Origin of the sequence: Paraburkholderia sp. IW21 (assembly GCF_041321145.1) — a bacterium.
Taxonomy (GTDB): domain Bacteria; phylum Pseudomonadota; class Gammaproteobacteria; order Burkholderiales; family Burkholderiaceae; genus Paraburkholderia.
In genome coordinates this window covers 458,309-475,203 of record NZ_JBGGWA010000002.1, presented here as the reverse complement: position 1 = coordinate 475,203, position 16,895 = coordinate 458,309, and the positions used below count along the sequence as shown (strand labels likewise).

At 62.5% G+C, this 16,895-nt stretch carries 14 protein-coding genes and 3 pseudogenes; 11 read left to right on the top strand and 6 right to left on the bottom strand.

The window, feature by feature from the left end:
* Positions 1-27: 27 nt before the first annotated feature.
* Genes ACAX43_RS06040 through ACAX43_RS06030 form a run of 3 tightly spaced genes read right to left on the bottom strand, consistent with a single transcriptional unit; the run spans position 28 to position 2,733 of the window.
* The gene (locus ACAX43_RS06040) at positions 28-810 is read right to left on the bottom strand and encodes a metal ABC transporter permease (protein WP_370707497.1); all 783 of its coding nucleotides are present in this window, start codon (positions 808-810) and stop codon (positions 28-30) included.
* Positions 803-1,768, bottom strand: a complete 966-nt coding sequence (locus tag ACAX43_RS06035; RefSeq protein WP_370707496.1) for an ABC transporter ATP-binding protein — start codon at positions 1,766-1,768, stop codon at positions 803-805. The genes ACAX43_RS06040 and ACAX43_RS06035 overlap by 8 nt, the downstream gene beginning before the upstream one ends.
* Positions 1,765-2,733: a metal ABC transporter solute-binding protein gene (locus ACAX43_RS06030; RefSeq protein WP_370707495.1), complete on the bottom strand. Its 969-nt coding sequence runs from the start codon at positions 2,731-2,733 to the stop codon at positions 1,765-1,767. The genes ACAX43_RS06035 and ACAX43_RS06030 overlap by 4 nt, the downstream gene beginning before the upstream one ends.
* Before the next feature lie 499 nt (positions 2,734-3,232).
* On the opposite strand from ACAX43_RS06030, the gene ACAX43_RS06025 reads away from it, so the two are divergent.
* The 7 genes from ACAX43_RS06025 (at position 3,233) to ACAX43_RS05995 (ending at position 9,766) form a co-directional block, all read left to right on the top strand.
* On the top strand, positions 3,233-4,015 hold the full coding sequence (locus ACAX43_RS06025) for an L-iditol 2-dehydrogenase (protein WP_370707494.1): 783 nt from the start codon (positions 3,233-3,235) through the stop codon (positions 4,013-4,015).
* Positions 4,016-4,099: 84 nt separating this feature from the next.
* Positions 4,100-5,422 (top strand): sugar ABC transporter substrate-binding protein, encoded by a 1,323-nt coding sequence (locus ACAX43_RS06020; RefSeq protein ID WP_370707493.1) that lies wholly within the window; start codon positions 4,100-4,102, stop codon positions 5,420-5,422.
* 194 nt (positions 5,423-5,616) lie between these two features.
* On the top strand, positions 5,617-6,552 hold the full coding sequence (locus ACAX43_RS06015; RefSeq protein WP_370707492.1) for a carbohydrate ABC transporter permease: 936 nt from the start codon (positions 5,617-5,619) through the stop codon (positions 6,550-6,552).
* Positions 6,553-6,590: 38 nt separating this feature from the next.
* A complete protein-coding gene (locus ACAX43_RS06010; protein WP_370707737.1) occupies positions 6,591-7,424 on the top strand; it encodes a carbohydrate ABC transporter permease in 834 nt (277 codons plus the stop codon).
* Complete coding sequence (locus ACAX43_RS06005; RefSeq protein ID WP_370707491.1) at positions 7,421-8,134, top strand: HAD family hydrolase; 714 nt, start codon at positions 7,421-7,423, stop codon at positions 8,132-8,134. The genes ACAX43_RS06010 and ACAX43_RS06005 overlap by 4 nt, the downstream gene beginning before the upstream one ends.
* A gap of 151 nt (positions 8,135-8,285) precedes the next feature.
* Complete coding sequence (locus ACAX43_RS06000; RefSeq protein WP_370707490.1) at positions 8,286-9,395, top strand: ABC transporter ATP-binding protein; 1,110 nt, start codon at positions 8,286-8,288, stop codon at positions 9,393-9,395.
* A 74-nt stretch (positions 9,396-9,469) separates the two neighbouring features.
* The gene (locus ACAX43_RS05995) at positions 9,470-9,766 is read left to right on the top strand and encodes a DUF1330 domain-containing protein (RefSeq protein WP_370707489.1); all 297 of its coding nucleotides are present in this window, start codon (positions 9,470-9,472) and stop codon (positions 9,764-9,766) included.
* A 44-nt stretch (positions 9,767-9,810) separates the two neighbouring features.
* On the opposite strand, the gene ACAX43_RS05990 is transcribed toward ACAX43_RS05995, so the two are convergent.
* From ACAX43_RS05990 to dalD, 3 genes are all read right to left on the bottom strand, one after another.
* The gene (locus tag ACAX43_RS05990; protein ID WP_370707488.1) at positions 9,811-10,758 is read right to left on the bottom strand and encodes a sugar-binding transcriptional regulator; all 948 of its coding nucleotides are present in this window, start codon (positions 10,756-10,758) and stop codon (positions 9,811-9,813) included.
* Positions 10,759-10,836: 78 nt separating this feature from the next.
* Complete coding sequence (gene xylB / locus ACAX43_RS05985) at positions 10,837-12,318, bottom strand: xylulokinase (protein WP_370707487.1); 1,482 nt, start codon at positions 12,316-12,318, stop codon at positions 10,837-10,839.
* 67 nt (positions 12,319-12,385) lie between these two features.
* On the bottom strand, positions 12,386-13,795 hold the full coding sequence (gene dalD, locus ACAX43_RS05980) for a D-arabinitol 4-dehydrogenase (RefSeq protein WP_370707486.1): 1,410 nt from the start codon (positions 13,793-13,795) through the stop codon (positions 12,386-12,388).
* A 385-nt stretch (positions 13,796-14,180) separates the two neighbouring features.
* Between dalD and ACAX43_RS05975 the strand changes: the two genes are divergently transcribed.
* From ACAX43_RS05975 to ACAX43_RS05960, 4 genes and pseudogenes are all read left to right on the top strand, one after another.
* Positions 14,181-15,161, top strand: coding sequence for a helix-turn-helix domain-containing protein (locus tag ACAX43_RS05975; protein WP_370707485.1), 981 nt, complete (start codon positions 14,181-14,183; stop codon positions 15,159-15,161).
* A gap of 23 nt (positions 15,162-15,184) precedes the next feature.
* Positions 15,185-15,403: pseudogene (locus tag ACAX43_RS05970) on the top strand (ATP-binding cassette domain-containing protein); the annotation flags it as partial.
* Positions 15,395-15,833, top strand: a pseudogene (locus ACAX43_RS05965) (ABC transporter permease); the annotation flags it as partial. The pseudogenes ACAX43_RS05970 and ACAX43_RS05965, both read left to right, overlap by 9 nt.
* Positions 15,834-15,901: 68 nt before the next feature.
* Positions 15,902-16,210: pseudogene (locus ACAX43_RS05960) on the top strand (alcohol dehydrogenase catalytic domain-containing protein); the annotation flags it as partial.
* Between the last annotated feature and the right edge of the window lie 685 nt (positions 16,211-16,895).

Below are 16,895 nucleotides of genomic sequence, written 5' to 3'. Positions count from 1 at the left end.
CAACCTCGCCCAAGCGGATCCGGCCGCTCAACGCCGCCCCAACAAACTCCCGCCATACACCACTGCCGACAGCACGGTGATCCAGAAGCTCGTCGGCCAATCGGTATAGAAGGCCAGCGTCAGACCTAGCCACGCCTGCACCAGCGCGAACACGGCCGCGAGCACGAGACCGGTTGAAAGCCGCGTCGTCACGTTTTGCGCTGCGGCGGCCGGGCCGACCATCAGTGTGAACACCAGCAGCACGCCGACAATCTGCGTACACGCCGCCACAGCCAGCGCGGCAATCGCCAGAAACAGCACCGACACCAGGCGCAGCGACACGCCCTTGGCTTCGGCCAACTCCGGCTGCAACGAAGCAAACAGCAACGGCCGCATGATCGCCGCAAGCGCCAGCAAACTGACGACGCCCAACGCCGCCAGCACGCCGAGCGTCGATGCATTCACGCCGAGCACGTTGCCGAACAGCAGGGCGGTGACCTGCGTCGCGTACGCCGTGAAGAAGTGCAGGAACAGCAAGCCGAAGCCGAGCGACAGCGAGAGGATCACGCCGATCGCCACGTCGCGGCCGGCGAGGCGCTCGCCGAGCGCGCCCATGCCGACGCCCGCCGCAAGTGTGAAGCCGATCATCCCCCAGATCGGCGAGATGCCGATCAGGACCGCGCCAGTCGCGCCCGTGAAGCCGACATGCGACAACGCGTGGCCCGCGAAGGTCTGTCCGCGCATCACCAGAAAATATCCCACTATCCCGGCCAGCACCGCGACGATCCCCGACGCCGCGAACGCGTTCACCATGAAATCGTATTCAAACATCGTGCGTGTGTCCGTCGCGTGAGTCGTGCTGATGTGAGTGACTGTGCGTGCCGCCGTGGTCGTGCGAATGCCCGTGCGAGTGCGCGTGACTGGCGCCGCCGTTCTCGTCGTGTTCGTGCTCGTGATCGTGTTTTTCGACTTCGACGTCGCCCGACATCACAAAGATGCGGCCGTTCACGCGCATCACGTCGATCGGCGAGCCATAGAGGCGCGACAGCACCGGCCTCGTAATGACTTCATCGACGGTGCCGAGCGCGGCCACGCCGCTGCCGAGATACAGCACGCGATCGAGCGAGTTCAGAAGCGGATTCAATTCATGCGCCGAAAACAGCACGGCGATGCCGAGTTCCTGCTGCACGCGCCGCACCAGTTCCACGACGCTCTTCTGATGATGCGGATCGAGGCTGATCAGCGGTTCGTCGAGCAGCAGCAGTTTCGGATTGCCGAGCAGGCATTGCGCAAGCAGCAGCCGCTGACGCTCGCCGCCGGACAGTTCCGACAACGGCCGTTCTGCGAGCGTGCGGCCGCCTACCAGATCCAGCACCCGCTCGACATCCGCCCGGGTCTTGCTGTCCGCATGGGGCAGGCCCCAGCGGTGTCCGTCGGCGGCCATCGCGACGAAATCACGGCCACGCACGCGGCGCCCCGCCAGCGCACTGCGCGTCTGCGGCATATAGCCGATTGACGCATTGCCGCGCTCGACCGGCTGCCCCAGCACGCGGATCGCGCCGCTCGCGGCCGGCACGAGACCGAGCACGGCGCGCATCAGCGTTGTTTTGCCCGCACCGTTCGGCCCGAGCACGCCGATGAATTCGCCCTGGTTCACCACGAACCCGGTGTCGCGCAGAATCGAGCGGCCGCCGAGTTCGAGCGTCACGTGCTCGAGTTCGAGCACGGGCGCGTTGGTGCGTGCGCCGGTTCGTACCTCAGCTGGCGTGCTGCGGCCAGTCACGTTCATTGGGGTTTTCCTTTGGCGCTGGTTGCCGCCGCTGCATTCGCTCCGCTCGCATCGCCTGCAGCCAGCGCCGTGCCCAGCGCATCGAGCTGCGTCAGCATCCACGTCTGATAGGTCTTGCCGGCCGGTTCGGTTTCGGTGACGCTCATGGTCGGCACCTTCGATTGCTGCGCGAGCTTCAACATGCGTTTGGTCAGGGCCTCGGTTGCCTGGCTGTTATAGATCAGAACGCGTACGCGCTTTTCGCGCAGATCGCGTTCGAACGCGGCGATATCGGCCGCGCTTGCTTCGGTGTCGTTCATCGTCGCCAGCTGGAAGCGCAGATTGCGCATCGAGAGGCCCACCGCGTCCGACATGTAGCCGAACACCGGCTCGGTTGCCGTTACCGGCACGCCGGCATAGCGGCCATGCAGTTCGGCGATTTTGGCATCGACCGGTTTCAGCGAATCGAGAAACTTCGCGAGGTTCGCATCGTACGCGGACTTGTGCGCCGGGTCAGCCGCGACGAGTGCCGCGCTCACCGCGCTGGCCAATTTCGGCATGGTTGCCGGGTCGTACCAGAGGTGCGGATTATCGCCGCTCTTCTTGCCGACGAGATCAGCGGCGACGATCGTGGTGCGCTTCGCGCTCTTCGAGGCGCCCAGCAGTTTGGCCATCCAGGGATCGTAGTCGGCGCCGTTGTAGACCACAAGACTCGCATGCTGCAACGCACGCGCCGTCTTCGGGCTGGCTTCGAACAGATGCGGGTCCTGATCCGGATTGCTGAGGATGCTCGTCACGTCGACGTGCTCGCCGCCCAGTTGCTGCACCACGTCGCCATAGAAGTTTTCCGCCGCGACCACCGGGATCTTCGCCTCCGCGGCAAACGCGCCATGGCCGAGCGCAAACATAGCGGCGCCCACGGCCACGAACTTCGACAGCCTCAGCGCGCGGCGCGCCCCGTTCAACATCGAGTCGATTTTCTTCATCGTTGATTCCTGCTGCGAGAGAGTTGAATGAACCACCAACGTTAGGAATGGCGCGCTTTCGCGTTCATGCCGGCCGACGCGCCGGCACGGCGCGGACCGCGCTGCACCCATCGCACATCAGAAACTGGCTGCCGTGCGGGCCGCCGGCTTCGCAACCGTCAACGAACGCGTTCTTCGATTCCGTCCGATGCGCGAAGCCGTGCGCGCGCAGAAGGGCTTCGAAGCGAAATGAGATCGAAATGATATAACGTATCTCAATTTTTTTGTCAGCGACTTGCGCATAAAGCGGATGAGCGGTCCTCGGTTTCGCGGATTGGGGTCGATTGGAACAGGGAAAGAGCGCCCCGGGGTCCTGCCGCGCTGCACCATCGAAATCTGGTCGCGCGCCTTGACATGACCCGGTGCGTATCCGATCATTCGATCACTAACCGAGCAATTGTTCGCGCAATGAGCGTTCGCTCACTGCGCCTCAAAAAGCGATACGAACCGGAGACAGGCAGTGGCGGCACGATTGCAAGACAAGGTGGCCATTCTGACGGGCGCGGCAAGCGGAATCGGTGAAGCCGTGGCTCGGCGATATCTGGACGAAGGCGCGCGTTGCGTGCTGGTCGACGTGAAACCGGCGGACAGTTTCGGCGGCTTGCTGCGCGCCGCTTACGGCGATCGCGTGCTGACCGTCAGCGCCGACGTCACACGCCGCGACGATATCGAACGCATCCTCGCCGGCACGCTGGAGCGCTTCGGCCGGGTCGATATCCTGTTCAACAACGCGGCGCTCTTCGATATGCGCCCGATCCTCGATGAATCCTGGGACGTGTTCGACCGTCTCTTCGCGGTCAATGTGAAGGGCATGTTCTTCCTGATGCAAACCGTTGCGCGGAAGATGGTCGAGCAGGGCCGCGGCGGCAAGATCATCAATATGTCGTCGCAAGCCGGACGGCGCGGCGAGGCGCTGGTGTCGCACTACTGCGCGACCAAGGCTGCTGTGCTGAGCTATACGCAATCCGCAGCTTTGGCACTCGCGCCGCACAAGATCAACGTGAACGGCATCGCGCCGGGCGTCGTCGATACGCCGATGTGGAACGACGTCGACGCGCTCTTCGCCCGCTATGAAAACCGGCCGCTCGGCGAAAAGAAGCGCCTGGTCGGTGAAGCGGTGCCGCTCGGCCGCATGGGTGTGCCGGACGATCTGACCGGCGCCGCCCTGTTTCTCGCGTCGGCGGATGCCGATTACATCACCGCGCAAACCCTGAACGTCGACGGCGGCAACTGGATGAGTTGAGCGGATCAGCCGCACCCGCGTCATCCGGCGTCATTTCGTAGAACAAACGCAGCACCACATAACGTACGAGAAAGGAGACAACACATGAAACCAGCCCTCAAATCCGCGCTGAAAGCGGTTAGTGCCGGCGCTGTCGCATGCTTTGCGTTGAACGCTCAGGCGGCCACGGTGACGATCGCGACGTTGAACAATCCGGACATGATCGAGCTGAAGAAGCTCTCGCCCGCTTTCGAGCAGGCGAATCCGGACATCAAGCTGAACTGGGTGATTCTCGAAGAAAACGTGCTGCGTCAGCGCGCCACCACCGACATCACGACCGGCAGCGGCCAGTTCGACGTGATGACGATCGGTGCGTACGAAACGCCGCAGTGGGGCAAGCGCGGCTGGCTCACGCCGATCACCAATCTGCCCGCCGATTACGATCTGAACGACGTGGTGAAGACGGCCCGCGACGGCCTCTCGAGCGGCGGCCAGTTGTACGCGCTGCCGTTCTACGTCGAAAGCTCGATGACGTATTACCGCAAGGATCTGTTCGCGGCGAAGGGTCTGAAGATGCCCGATCAGCCCACCTACGACCAGATCGCGCAGTTCGCCGACAAGCTCACCGACAAAGCCAACGGCATGTACGGCATCTGCCTGCGCGGCAAGGCGGGCTGGGGCGAAAACATGGCGTACGCGACGACGGTGGTGAACACCTTCGGCGGCCGCTGGTTCGACGAGAAGTGGCATGCGCAGCTCACCTCGCCCGAATGGAAAAAGGCCATCACCTTCTACGTCGACCTGCTGAAGAAAGACGGCCCTCCGGGAGCCAGTTCGAACGGCTTCAACGAAAATCTCACGCTGATGTCGTCGGGCAAGTGCGCGATGTGGATCGACGCCACGGTCGCGGCCGGCATGCTCTACAACAAGCAGCAGTCACAGATTGCAGACAAGGTCGGTTTCGCCCCGGCACCGATTGCCGTCACGCCGAAGGGTTCGCACTGGCTGTGGGCTTGGGCGCTGGCGATCCCGAAGTCGTCGAAGCAGGCGGACGCGGCGAAGAAATTCATCGCGTGGGCCACGTCGAAGCAGTACATCGAACTGGTTGCGAAGGATGAAGGCTGGGCCTCGGTGCCGCCGGGAACGCGTCAATCCACCTACGCACGCTCCGAGTACAAGCAGGCTGCACCGTTCGGCGACTTCGTGCTGAAGGCAATCGAAACGGCGGACCCGGATCATCCGACGCTCAAGCCGGTGCCGTACACCGGTGTGCAGTTCGTCGGGATTCCTGAGTTCCAGTCGTTCGGCACGGTGGTCGGTCAGAGCATCTCCGGCGCGGTGGCCGGGCAGATGACGGTCGATCAGGCGCTGGCAGCCGGTCAGGCCACCGCGGATCGCGCGGTGAAGCAGGCCGGTTACCAGAAGTAAAGCGGAAGTAAAGCAGAAGTAAGCCACGCGAGTCACGTGGCACGCGCCGGCTGACGCCCGTCAGCCGGCTCACGCAGCACAGCGGGCCGTCTTTGCCGCGCACGCACCGCGACGCACGCATTGTGTCGTGGCAGCTCATGCGGTGAAAGCGGCGAAGGCGGATGGCCCGCGCATTAGCGAACAGGTGGTCAATCATGCGTCCTCTGCGCCTACCTCTCATGCATGCCCATCCCCAGACAGAAAAAGAACGCGAAGTCCGCAAAGCCAATTCCGCCCGCTGGCTAGTCTCGCCCTCGGTTGCAGTCCTGGTACTGTGGATGGCGATTCCGCTTGCGATGACGATCTGGTTTTCGTTCTCGCGCTACAACCTGTTGAATCCGGATCTGAAGGGCTTCGCCGGTTTCGACAACTACAAATATCTCGCCAGCGATCCGTCGTTTGGACCTTCGATCGGGCACACGCTGGAACTGATCATCTCGGTGCTGGTGATCACGGTGGTCGGCGGTGTGCTGATGGCGATCCTGTTCGACCGCAAGTTCTACGGCCAGGGCATTGCGCGGCTGCTCGCCATCGCACCGTTCTTCGTGATGCCGACCGTGAGCGCGTTGATCTGGAAGAACATGATCCTGCATCCGGTGTATGGCCTGATCGCACAGGGCATGCGCGCGATCGGCCTGCAGCCGATCGACTGGTTCGCCGAGTACCCGCTCACCGCGGTGATCATGATCGTGGCGTGGCAGTGGTTGCCGTTCGCGTTCCTGATTCTGTTCACCGCGATCCAGTCGCTCGATCAGGAACAGAAGGAAGCGGCGCGTATCGACGGTGCGGGTCCATTCTCGATGTTTTTCTACATCACGCTGCCTCACCTGAAACGGGCCATCGCGGTCGTGGTGATGATGGAGACGATTTTCCTGCTGTCGATCTTCGCTGAAATCTATACGACCACAGGCGGCGGTCCGGGCACCGCGACCACCAATCTGTCGTACCTGATCTATTCGTTGGGTCTGCAACAGTTCGACGTCGGTCTCGCTTCGGCAGGCGGCATTCTCGCTGTCGTGCTGGCCAATATCGTGTCGTTCTTCCTTGTGCGGATGCTCGCGAAGAACCTGAAAGGGGAGTACGAAAAATGAGCCACGTTGCCTCTACACCGGCGTCGAGCACGGCGCCCATGACCGTGCCGGCCAAGTCGCCGTTCGCCGCGATTCGCCGCGGTATTCCCGGCGTGATTGCCTGGCTGGTCGCTTTGCTGCTGTTCTTCCCGATCTTCTGGATGACGATCACCGCGTTCAAGACGGAGCAGCAGGCGTATTCGTCGTCGCTGTTTTTCATCCCGACGCTCGATAGCTTCCGAGAGGTGTTCGCGCGCAGCAACTACTTTTCGTTCGCGTGGAATTCAATCCTGATTTCGGCGGGTGTCACGGTGCTGTGCCTGATTCTCGCCGTGCCGGCTGCTTACGCCATGGCCTTCTTTCCGACACGCCGCACGCAGAAAGTGCTGTTGTGGATGCTGTCGACCAAGATGATGCCGTCGGTCGGCGTGCTGGTGCCAATCTATCTGCTGTGGAAGAACAGCGGCCTGCTCGATACGGTATCGGGTCTGGTGATCGTCTACACGCTGATCAATCTGCCGATTGCCGTGTGGATGTCGTTCACGTACTTCGCCGAAATTCCGCGCGACATTCTCGAAGCAGGCCGGATCGACGGCGCCGCGACGTGGCAGGAAATCGTCTACCTGCTGATGCCGATGTCGCTGCCGGGGCTCGCGTCCACTGCGCTGCTGCTGGTCATCCTGTCGTGGAACGAAGCGTTCTGGAGCATCAACCTGTCGAGTTCGAACGCCGCGCCGCTGACCGTGTTCATCGCGTCGTATTCGAGTCCTGAAGGTCTGTTCTGGGCGAAGCTCTCTGCTGCATCGTTGCTCGCGGTTGCGCCGATCCTGATTGTCGGTTGGCTGTCGCAGAAGCAACTGGTGCGCGGCCTTACCTTCGGGGCGGTCAAATGACAGCAGGCACGACTGCAAGCGCGCATGTAGGTAATTTCGCGCTGATCTGCGATTGCGATGGCGTGCTGATCGACAGCGAAGCCGTGGCGGCGCGCATGCTGGTGCACGAACTCGAAGCTCGCTGGCCCGATGCCAATGTCGAGCCGGTGGTACTGCCCCTGCTCGGCTTGCGCATCGAAAAGGTGTTGCAAGGCACGGCGGCGCAACTCGGTAAGAGCCTGTCTGTCGAGGATATCGATGCGATCCGGCGAGCGGTGGAAGCGGCGGCCATGCAAGCGCCCGCCGTTGCAGGGATCGAGTCCGCGCTGGCGCAGGTGCCGCTCACCAAAGCGTGCGCGAGCAACAGTTTCCGGCCGTATGTGGAGCACGTGCTGGCACGCACGGGCCTCGTGAGGTTCTTTGGCGACCGCCTCTTTTGCGCCGACGCGGTGCCGAATCCGAAGCCCGCGCCCGATGTCTATCTGGCCGCCGCGCGAGGTGTCGGCTTCGCCCCGTCCGCCTGTCTCGTGGTGGAAGACAGCGTGACCGGCGTGACGGCCGCGACCGCGGCGGGCATGACGGTGTTGGGGTTCATCGGTGGCGGCCATGCGAGTGACGCGCAGATCGACGCGTTGCATGCAGCCGGCGCGCGTCACGTATTCGACGACATGCAGCAGTTGCCGGAACTGGTCGCGCAATGGACGCTGAGCGCGACGGCGGCCGCGCCGTGAGCGCGGCACATGTCACGGCAAATGAGCGGCACACAGGTGCACATGGACGGTACATCGAGAAGCGAATCAACCCGGCTGCTGAAGCAATTGAAACGATAGAAGCAGCCGAAGCAACGGATACGCGACACACAGCATTACACGGAGACACATCATGGCAAGCGTAACTCTGCGCAACATCAGAAAGGCCTACGACGACAACGAAGTGATGCGCGACATCAACCTCGACATCCTGGACGGCGAGTTCGTCGTGTTCGTGGGCCCGAGCGGTTGCGGTAAATCGACGCTGATGCGGATGATCGCCGGCCTCGAAGACATCAGCGGCGGCGATCTGACCATCGACGGCACGCGAGTGAACGACGTGCCGCCCGCCAAGCGCGGCATCGCGATGGTGTTCCAGTCGTACGCGCTGTATCCGCACATGACGCTGTACGACAACATGGCGTTCGGCCTGAAACTCGCGGGCACCAGGAAGCCCGAGATCGACGCCGCCGTGCGCAACGCGGCGAAGATCCTGCACATCGACCATTTGCTCGATCGCAAGCCGAAGCAGCTTTCCGGCGGTCAACGCCAGCGTGTCGCAATCGGCCGCGCGATTACGCGCAAACCGAAAGTGTTTCTGTTCGACGAACCGCTGTCGAATCTCGACGCCGCATTGCGCGTGAAGATGCGCCTCGAATTCGCGCGCCTGCACGACGAATTGAAGACCACGATGATCTACGTGACGCACGATCAGGTCGAGGCGATGACGCTAGCCGACAAGATCGTGGTGCTGTCGGCGGGCAACGTCGAGCAGGTCGGCAGCCCGACCATGCTCTATCACGCGCCGGCCAATCGTTTTGTCGCCGGCTTCATCGGCTCGCCGAAGATGAACTTCATGGAAGGCGTGGTGCAGTCGGTGACGCACGACGGCGTCACCGTTCGCTACGAAACCGGCGAGACGCAGCGCGTCGCGGTGGAACCAGGCGTGGTGAAGCAGGGCGACAAGGTGACGGTCGGCATCCGTCCCGAACATCTGCACGTCGGCATGAGCGACGACGGCGTGTCGGCGCGCACGATGGCGGTCGAATCGCTCGGCGATGCCGCGTATTTGTATGCGGAATCGAGCGTCGCGCCCGATGGCCTCATCGCGCGCATTCCGCCGCTCGAACGGCACACCAAGGGCGAGACACAAAGGCTCGGCGCGACGCCGGAACACTGCCATTTGTTCGACAGCGAAGGGAAAGCATTCCAGCGTAAGATCGTCGAAGTGCTGGCCGCGTGAGTAGGTGATTGGGAAAGCGGCGGGCGCGCCGCTTTCCCGTCCAGTCAGGTTTATTCACGCTCCAGGAAACGCTCATGCCTGCCTACGTCGTCATTACGCGCGAGAAAACGCTCGACCCCGCCAAACTGGAGGAATACAAACAGGACGCGCCGGCAGTCTTCGAGAAGCATCCGGTCATGGTGCTGGCGAGCCACGGGCAGAAAGAAGTGGTGGAGGGGCCGCCGATCGAAGAAATCCTGATCCTCGAATTCCCCAGCTACAACGAAGCGATCGCGTGGTATCGCAGCCCGGCGTATCAGGCGGTCAGCGAAACGCGGCTGCAGGGCGGCGAGTATCGCATCATCATCACGGAAGGGCTGCCAGTGTTGTAGCGGCAGGGCGCCGCGTGCTCAGTGAGCTCGCGCAATTCGACCGCTCAGGCTTCCAGCGCGGCGCGCGCGCACAATTCGTCGGTAACGAGTCCCGACAGCCAGCCGCCTTTGAGCACCGCGATCAGCGCTTCACGCTTGCGCTCGCCGCCGGCAAAACCGATGGTGGGGCGTCGCGGCGGGGACTCCAGCGCGATGCTGGTCACGCGCCGGCCGGTCGGCGACTCGACGTGCGCGCCGGCTGAATCGATCGGCAGGCCGAGCATTTCGGCCACGGCACCGCTCTGCATCAACTCATCCACTTCCGCGGACGTGATAAAGCCGTCTTCGTGCAGCGGGCATTTCGGCCCGATATTGCCGATGCCGACGAACGCGACATCCGCCTCAGCCGAGAGCGATTCGACGATCCGGTAAAGCCGGTGATTGCACCATTGCGCGCGCTCGGCCTCGCTATCGGCGAGTAGCGGCGCGGGCAGCAGAAAATGCTTGCCGCCGGTCTTTTCGGAAATGTGCAGCGCGACGTCATAGCGGTTCGAGGAGCCGTCCTGGGCGATCGCGCCGACCATCGATACCAATCGGTGCTGCGGACGCTCCAGTTGCGCGATCTGATCGACCGAGGCCTTTAGCGTGCGGCCGCTGCTCACCGCGACCACCATCGGTTTTTCCTCGCCGAGATAGCGCTCCATGACCTGCGCGCCGGCCACGGCCAGCTTGCGGTCGACTTCCTCGGAAGTATCGCTGTCGATCGGCACCACTTCGCACATGCTCAGACCATAGCGCTTCGACAGCTGATCGGCGAGCGCGAGGCAATCGGCCAGTTTATGATCGACGCGCACGCGGATCAGATTCTTCTCGACAGCAAAGGCGACCAGCCGTTGCGCGACCGGGCGCGACACCTGCAATTTCTCGGCGATCTCGTTCTGGGTATTGCCGGCGACGTAGTAAAGCCACGCGGCGCGGGTAGCAAGATCTAATTTTTCTGTGGACTTGGGCACGGTGACGGTTCGCTTGAAGTGCGCCGATGATAGCAGCGGTCCTCGCGTATCAACGAGAACCGGCTGCGGTTTGCCGGTTTAGGCGAGTGGCTGGCGCGCGGAGTCGAACAGCGGGCGCACGTGGCGGTAGAGCGCGCGATACGCTTCGAGCCGCTTGCGCAGTTCGGCGTGCCGGTGCGGGTTCGGCGTGAACTCCTTTTCGATCGGCGGTTTGGTCAGCACCTTGGCCGGGTCGCCGCCGGTCGCCAGCCAGCCGAGGCGTGCCGCACCGAGCGCCGCGCCGGTTTCGCCGCCGCCGTGTTTGCGGGTGGCGGTGTCGAGCGCGTCGGCGAGCAATTGCGCCCAGTAGTCGCTGCGAGCGCCGCCGCCGAGCAGGGACAGGGCCTTCGCCTCCGTGCCGGCTGCGCGCAACGCGTCGAGGCCGTCGGTGAGCGCGAGCGTCACGCCTTCGAGCACCGCATAGCCAAGCAACGCGCGATCGGTCGCGTGATTCATGCCGAAGAACACGCCCTGCGCATACGGGTCGTTGTGCGGCGTGCGTTCGCCCGACAGATAAGGCAGGAAGAGCGGTGCGGTGTTGAGTGCGTCCGATGGGAGCGCCTCGATTTCGGCGAGCAGAGTCGGCTCGTCCGTGGAGGTGAGCCTGCAGACCCAGCGCAAACAACTGGCCGCCGACAGCACCACGCTCATCTGATGCCAGCGATCCGGAATCGCGTGACAGAACGCATGCACCGCGGAGGCCGAATTCGGCCGGAAACTGTCGCCCACCACGCACAGCACGCCCGAGGTGCCAAGCGACACGAAGCCGTCGCCCGGTTGCGTCGCGCCGATGCCGATCGCGCTCGTGGCGTTGTCGCCGCCGCCGGCCGCGACGATCACGCCGTCGCTCAAACCGAACTCGCGCGCCACGTGGGGAAGCAGGGTGCCGGACGGTTCGCTGCCTTCGCACAAGCTCGGCATCTGCGCACGCGTCATGTTGCAGGCGGCGAGCAGCGAATCGGACCAGTCACGTTGGGCGACGTCGAGCCACAGCGTGCCGGCGGCATCTGATGGATCGGACACCTTGCCGCCGGTCAGCCGCAAACGCAGGTAGTCCTTCGGCAACAGCACGCAGGCCGTTTGCGCGAATATTTTGGGCTCGTGACGCGCGACCCAGAGCAGCTTCGGTGCGGTGAAACCGGGCATCGCGAGATTGCCTGCGACGGTGTGCAGTTCCGGCGCGCGCTCGGTCAGCTCCGCGCATTCCTTGTCGCTGCGCATGTCGTTCCACAGAATCGCGGGCCGCAGCACGCGGTCCTCTGCATCCAGCAGCACGGCGCCGTGCATCTGCCCGGACAGGCCAATGCCGCGAATCTGCGCGAACTCGTCGGGATGTTTGGCGCGCAACGCGGCCAACGCCGTGCGCGTGCCGGCCCACCAGTCTTCGGGATTCTGTTCGGCCCAGCGCTGATGCGGACGCGAAACGGTAAAGGGTGAGCCTGCGGTGCCGATCACGCGTCCATCGGAGGCGAGCAGCAGGACTTTCACTTCGGACGTGCCGAGGTCGATGCCGAGATACATGGGCGCGGAACCTTCGTCGTTAGGGATGCGCTACTTTAGCCGCACATGGCGGGCGGTGCCATGCGCGTTATGCCTGGCGTTTGGCCAGCCACACGTCGACGCGCGCCAATGCGCCCGCCAATGCCGATTCAAGCTCAGGCGTCTGCGCCATGCTGCCCCACAGTAACCGGTCAGCGGCGAATGCCTGCAACGGATCGGGCGCGGCAAAAAAGCCACGGGCCACGCGTTCGTCCATCACGCCGTCCTGATACGCATACGGCAGCTTGCCGGCGTTCCAGCGTTCGAGGAAGCGGAAGAACAGGGCCGGCAGCATCGCCGTCGCCGCCGGCGTGGCGCCGCGCTCGAAGCACTCCGCGAGCGTCGGTGCGATAAAGCCAGGCAGCTTGGAAAAGCCGTCGGCCGCGACGCGTTGGTTGGTGTCCTGAATATACGGATTGCCGAAGCGTTCGAGCACCACGTCGCGATAGCGTTCGAGATCGAGCGGGCTCGGCGTGAGGCACGGAATCACGTCTTCGGTCACGTAGTCGAAGGCGAATTTGTGAACGTCCGGATCGAGCGTGCCCTCGTGGATGTAGTTCAGCCCGACCAGCGTGCCAGCCCACGCAATGCAGCTATGCGGCGCATTGAGGATGCGGATCTTGGCCTCCTCGTACGGCAGCACCGAGTCGACCAGTTCCGCACCGACCTTTTCCCACGCGGGACGTCCGGCGATGAAACGGTCTTCGATCACCCATTGGATGAACGCTTCGCCCATCACCGGGCAGGCATCGTCGACGCCGGTGGCGGCTTTCACGCGCTCACGCACGTCCGGCGTGGGACGCGGCGTGATGCGGTCGACCATCGAACTCGGGCATGCGGTGTTGTCGTCGAACCATTGCGCCAGTTCGTCCGCGCCGCGCCGTTCGAGAAACTCGCTCATGCCCGCATGAAAACGCTCGCCGTTGCTGCGCAGGTTATCGCAGGTCTGCAGCGTGACCGGGCCGGCGCCGCGTTTCATGCGTGCGTCGAGAATCGCCGCGAGCGCGCCGTAGATCGTGGTGTGGCCGCCTTTCAGGTCCGCCGCGAGATCGGCATTGGCCGTGTCGAGTTCGTCCTGTTCGTCGAGGTAATAGCCGCCTTCGGTGACCGTGAACGCGATGATCTTGCAGGCCGGATCGGCGCCCGCCTCAATCAGCATATCGAGGCTCTCGGACCACGGCAGCACGCGTTCGATCGAACGAATCGTCTCGTAAGCGCGTTCGCCCTGCGGCGTGACGGTTTCGAGCGTATAGACGCCGTCTTGCGCGGCGAGCGCCTCGAGCACGGCATTCATGTCGCTGCGGATATTGCCCACGGTCAGCGACCAGTGCGGCTCGCCGGGCACCTTCGCCTCGTTCAGCCGATGGAGATACCACGCCTGATGCGCGCGATGAAACGATCCCGCGCCGATGTGCAGGATCACGTGTGCGGCCGCGCCGCTGCCTTGCCCGCTGTTCATGTGCGTCTCCTGAATGTCTTTGATCGCACGGCTCGCAGCGTGCGTTTTTCTTGATGTGGAGCATTTGCTCTGTCTGTGAGCGAATGATCGTACCCGGTGAAACGAAAGTCAAGGCGACGTGCCGGGCTTTTTGTGGCGCAGCGCGGCGTGGCGCGGCTTTCGGCATGGCAGGCGAGAGGCCGGTGCGTTGCAGGACGCGTCTTGCCGTGTGTATTGCATTGCACAAAATTTGACTTTAAGTGGGTCGGGACTAACCCGAATGCAAAAAAGTATCGGTCTGCGGTTTCATTTTTAGTGGTGAAGAGCGCGTTTGAGGACTACTTTTCGTTATACAAGACGAAGGTCAGCGGCGCCTGCAACGTGCCGCTTCATGGAGGAAGACGCAATGCAACCCGATCTCGAACTCGTTGCCGTACGCCGTGACGAATCGTTCAAAGTGTGGTCGCACGGCTATCCGTATCGCACGGTGCGCTGGCACTTTCACCCGGAATACGAACTCCATCTGATCGTGGCGACGACCGGCAAGATGTTCGTCGGCGACCATATCAGCAACTTCGCGCCCGGCAACCTGGTGTTGACGGGGCCGAACCTGCCGCACAACTGGGTTAGCGACGTACCGGAAGGCGAGAGCATTGCGCAACGCAATCTGGTTGTGCAGTTTGGGCAGGCGTTCGTGGCGAGTTGCGTGGACAGTTTTCCTGAATGGCGTCAGGTTGAAGCGCTGCTCGCCGACTCGCGCCGCGGTGTGTCGTTCGGAATGCAGACGAGCGCGGCGGTCCAGCCGTTGTTCCTTGAATTGCTGGCTGCACGCGGGCTGCGCCGTCTCGTGCTGTTCATGTCGATAGTCGACATTCTGATGAACGCCGAGGATCGCGAGATGCTTGCGAGTCCTGCCTACCAGGCGGACCCGACCGGTTTCGCGTCGACTCGCATCAACCACGCGCTCTCGTATATTGGCAAGAATCTGTCAAACGATTTGCGGGAGTCGGATCTGGCGCAGTTGGCTGGGCAAAGCGTCAGTGCGTTTTCGCGTTACTTCCGTCGCCATACGGGCCTGCCATTCGTGCAGTACGTGAACCGGATGCGTATCAACCTCGCATGCCAATTGCTCACTGACGATGACTTGAGCGTCACTGATATCTGCTTCAAGGCGGGCTTTAACAACCTGTCGAATTTCAACCGGCAGTTCCTCGCGGTGAAGGGCATGGCGCCTTCGAAATTCCGTCGCTGTCAGCAACTGAATGACGCGAGCCGCGATGTTTCCGAAGAAGCGGCCGCGCGCGGCGCGGGCATTGGCGATGCGCCCGCGATCGTGCTCGCGCCCGGTTTGCCTTGTACCGTCGCGGCTGCTTATCCAGTCACGTAGTGACGCGCAAGGTTTAGGCCGAAGTCAACAACCCCGGCAGGTATCGCTCGTTGCGTTTCTACATCGATCAGCGAAGCGAGGCGCGCGTCACTGCCGACATCATGAAACGCGCGGGCTTCGAAGCACCGACGAGGCACACCGAAGTCGCAACGCTCGCCGGCGGCAATCAGCAGAAGGTGATGATTGCGCGCTGGCCGAACCAGCACACCAACACTCTTATCTTCGACGAACCGACGCGTGGCAATCTGATCGACGGCCTGCCGGATTGGGTGCTTCTTCTGCAGCGGCAAGATCTTTGGCATCCAGGCGCCGGTTGTGATCTACGCGATCGCGTGTGTGTTGCTCGAACGCATGCCATTCGGCCCGTACGTGTATGCGATCAACGGTAACGAGCAGGCGACGCGCTGATCCGGCGTGCGCTTGGCGCGCGTTTGATGAGCGGTCAGCAGAACGCGGGCGTCGGCCTCGAGCTCGACGCCATCCCCGCTTTGGTGATGGGGGAACCTCTCTCGCGGACGCGGCTCGATCATCGACACCTTGATCGGTGCATTGTTGCACGGCGTACTTAACAATGACCTGAACATGGTCGGCGTGACTCCATATGCGCAGAACGTGATCAAGGGAGGAATTATTTTGCTCGCGATCTACATCAGCCGCGACCGTAGAAAGTAACTCTTCACTGACTTCCTCTTTTAGCAGGACCATGCAATGACTCAATTCACTAATCCGATAAGCAGAACATGACGGCCATTGTCTATGCTCTTAACGACTATCGCGCCGAACAAGTGGCAAAGCCTAAGGCCCTTGCGCATGATCCGGTGATCTGCATCGCCGCGCGCTACATCTGCGCTAGCGATTGAAAATGCCATTCGGGCTCGGAAATGTTTGGGGGCAGACCAAGTCCGTGGGTCAATGCGCTGGTGATTCCGGGCCACGAGTTCTACGGTTCGTCGAAGAAATCGACGAGGGCGTGGCCGACCATTTTGGCCTGAAGCTCGGCAACCCGTATGATCGTCGAACAGAAGGTGCCGTGCGGCAAGTGTCGCTATTGACACTGATTGAACGCGCGCGGCCGGATGCGTTGTGGATGGCGTTGCGTGAACAGCGCTCGACGTCTAGACAGATTTGTATCCGGCGTTGAAGCTGGTCACGAATAGCGTCAATCCCACTGTGACTTTGACGCCAACGCCGGCGCAGGCGGGGGTGATCCTGCGAAGTGAGATCCAGCTTTGATTGCGATTCTGTTGCGGTGATTTGCCAATTGATGGCGGCTGTACGGCACGATGAGTGATATGCGCGCTATTGGTTGCGATTGGTACGCCGATGGTGTAGCGGAAAATCGCGTCTAAAACATAACTGTGTCCGCCCGGCTCGCAGATTGCGAATGGAGTTCCACGGCTCGCACGCGAACGGGTCTTTTCATTGGTCACGTGTTATAGCGATTGTACTTCGTCTGCGCCCATTTCCAACTCGCTCAGTTCGATGACGCCGCAAGGTGTGTTGAGGTCAAGGGCCGAACCTCATGCAACCTGCAAATCGTTCACGGCGCCATGGTCAACGATGACTCGCGCCGAGTTATTCCGTTCATCGTAGGTCGTCACCTTGGCGCTTTTCACTATCATCGAGTGCCCTCAATGGGAGGTTATTGGTGCGCCGCTAGCGTCGGTCCTTCCTGGTGCTGCTGATTCCAGCCGATTTGTAAAGATTTATAGCGCGACTGGCATTTTCAGACTG

Coding starts and splice junctions, on each gene's coding strand:
- ACAX43_RS06040 (WP_370707497.1), bottom strand. CDS start 810: ATGTTTGAATACGATTTCATGGTGAACGCGTTCGCGGCGTCGGGGATC.
- ACAX43_RS06035 (WP_370707496.1), bottom strand. CDS start 1,768: ATGAACGTGACTGGCCGCAGCACGCCAGCTGAGGTACGAACCGGCGCA.
- ACAX43_RS06030 (WP_370707495.1), bottom strand. CDS start 2,733: ATGAAGAAAATCGACTCGATGTTGAACGGGGCGCGCCGCGCGCTGAGG.
- ACAX43_RS06020 (WP_370707493.1), top strand. CDS start 4,100: ATGAAACCAGCCCTCAAATCCGCGCTGAAAGCGGTTAGTGCCGGCGCT.
- ACAX43_RS06015 (WP_370707492.1), top strand. CDS start 5,617: ATGCGTCCTCTGCGCCTACCTCTCATGCATGCCCATCCCCAGACAGAA.
- ACAX43_RS06010 (WP_370707737.1), top strand. CDS start 6,591: ATGACCGTGCCGGCCAAGTCGCCGTTCGCCGCGATTCGCCGCGGTATT.
- ACAX43_RS06005 (WP_370707491.1), top strand. CDS start 7,421: ATGACAGCAGGCACGACTGCAAGCGCGCATGTAGGTAATTTCGCGCTG.
- ACAX43_RS06000 (WP_370707490.1), top strand. CDS start 8,286: ATGGCAAGCGTAACTCTGCGCAACATCAGAAAGGCCTACGACGACAAC.
- ACAX43_RS05995 (WP_370707489.1), top strand. CDS start 9,470: ATGCCTGCCTACGTCGTCATTACGCGCGAGAAAACGCTCGACCCCGCC.
- xylB (WP_370707487.1), bottom strand. CDS start 12,318: ATGTATCTCGGCATCGACCTCGGCACGTCCGAAGTGAAAGTCCTGCTG.
- dalD (WP_370707486.1), bottom strand. CDS start 13,795: ATGAACAGCGGGCAAGGCAGCGGCGCGGCCGCACACGTGATCCTGCAC.
- ACAX43_RS05975 (WP_370707485.1), top strand. CDS start 14,181: ATGCAACCCGATCTCGAACTCGTTGCCGTACGCCGTGACGAATCGTTC.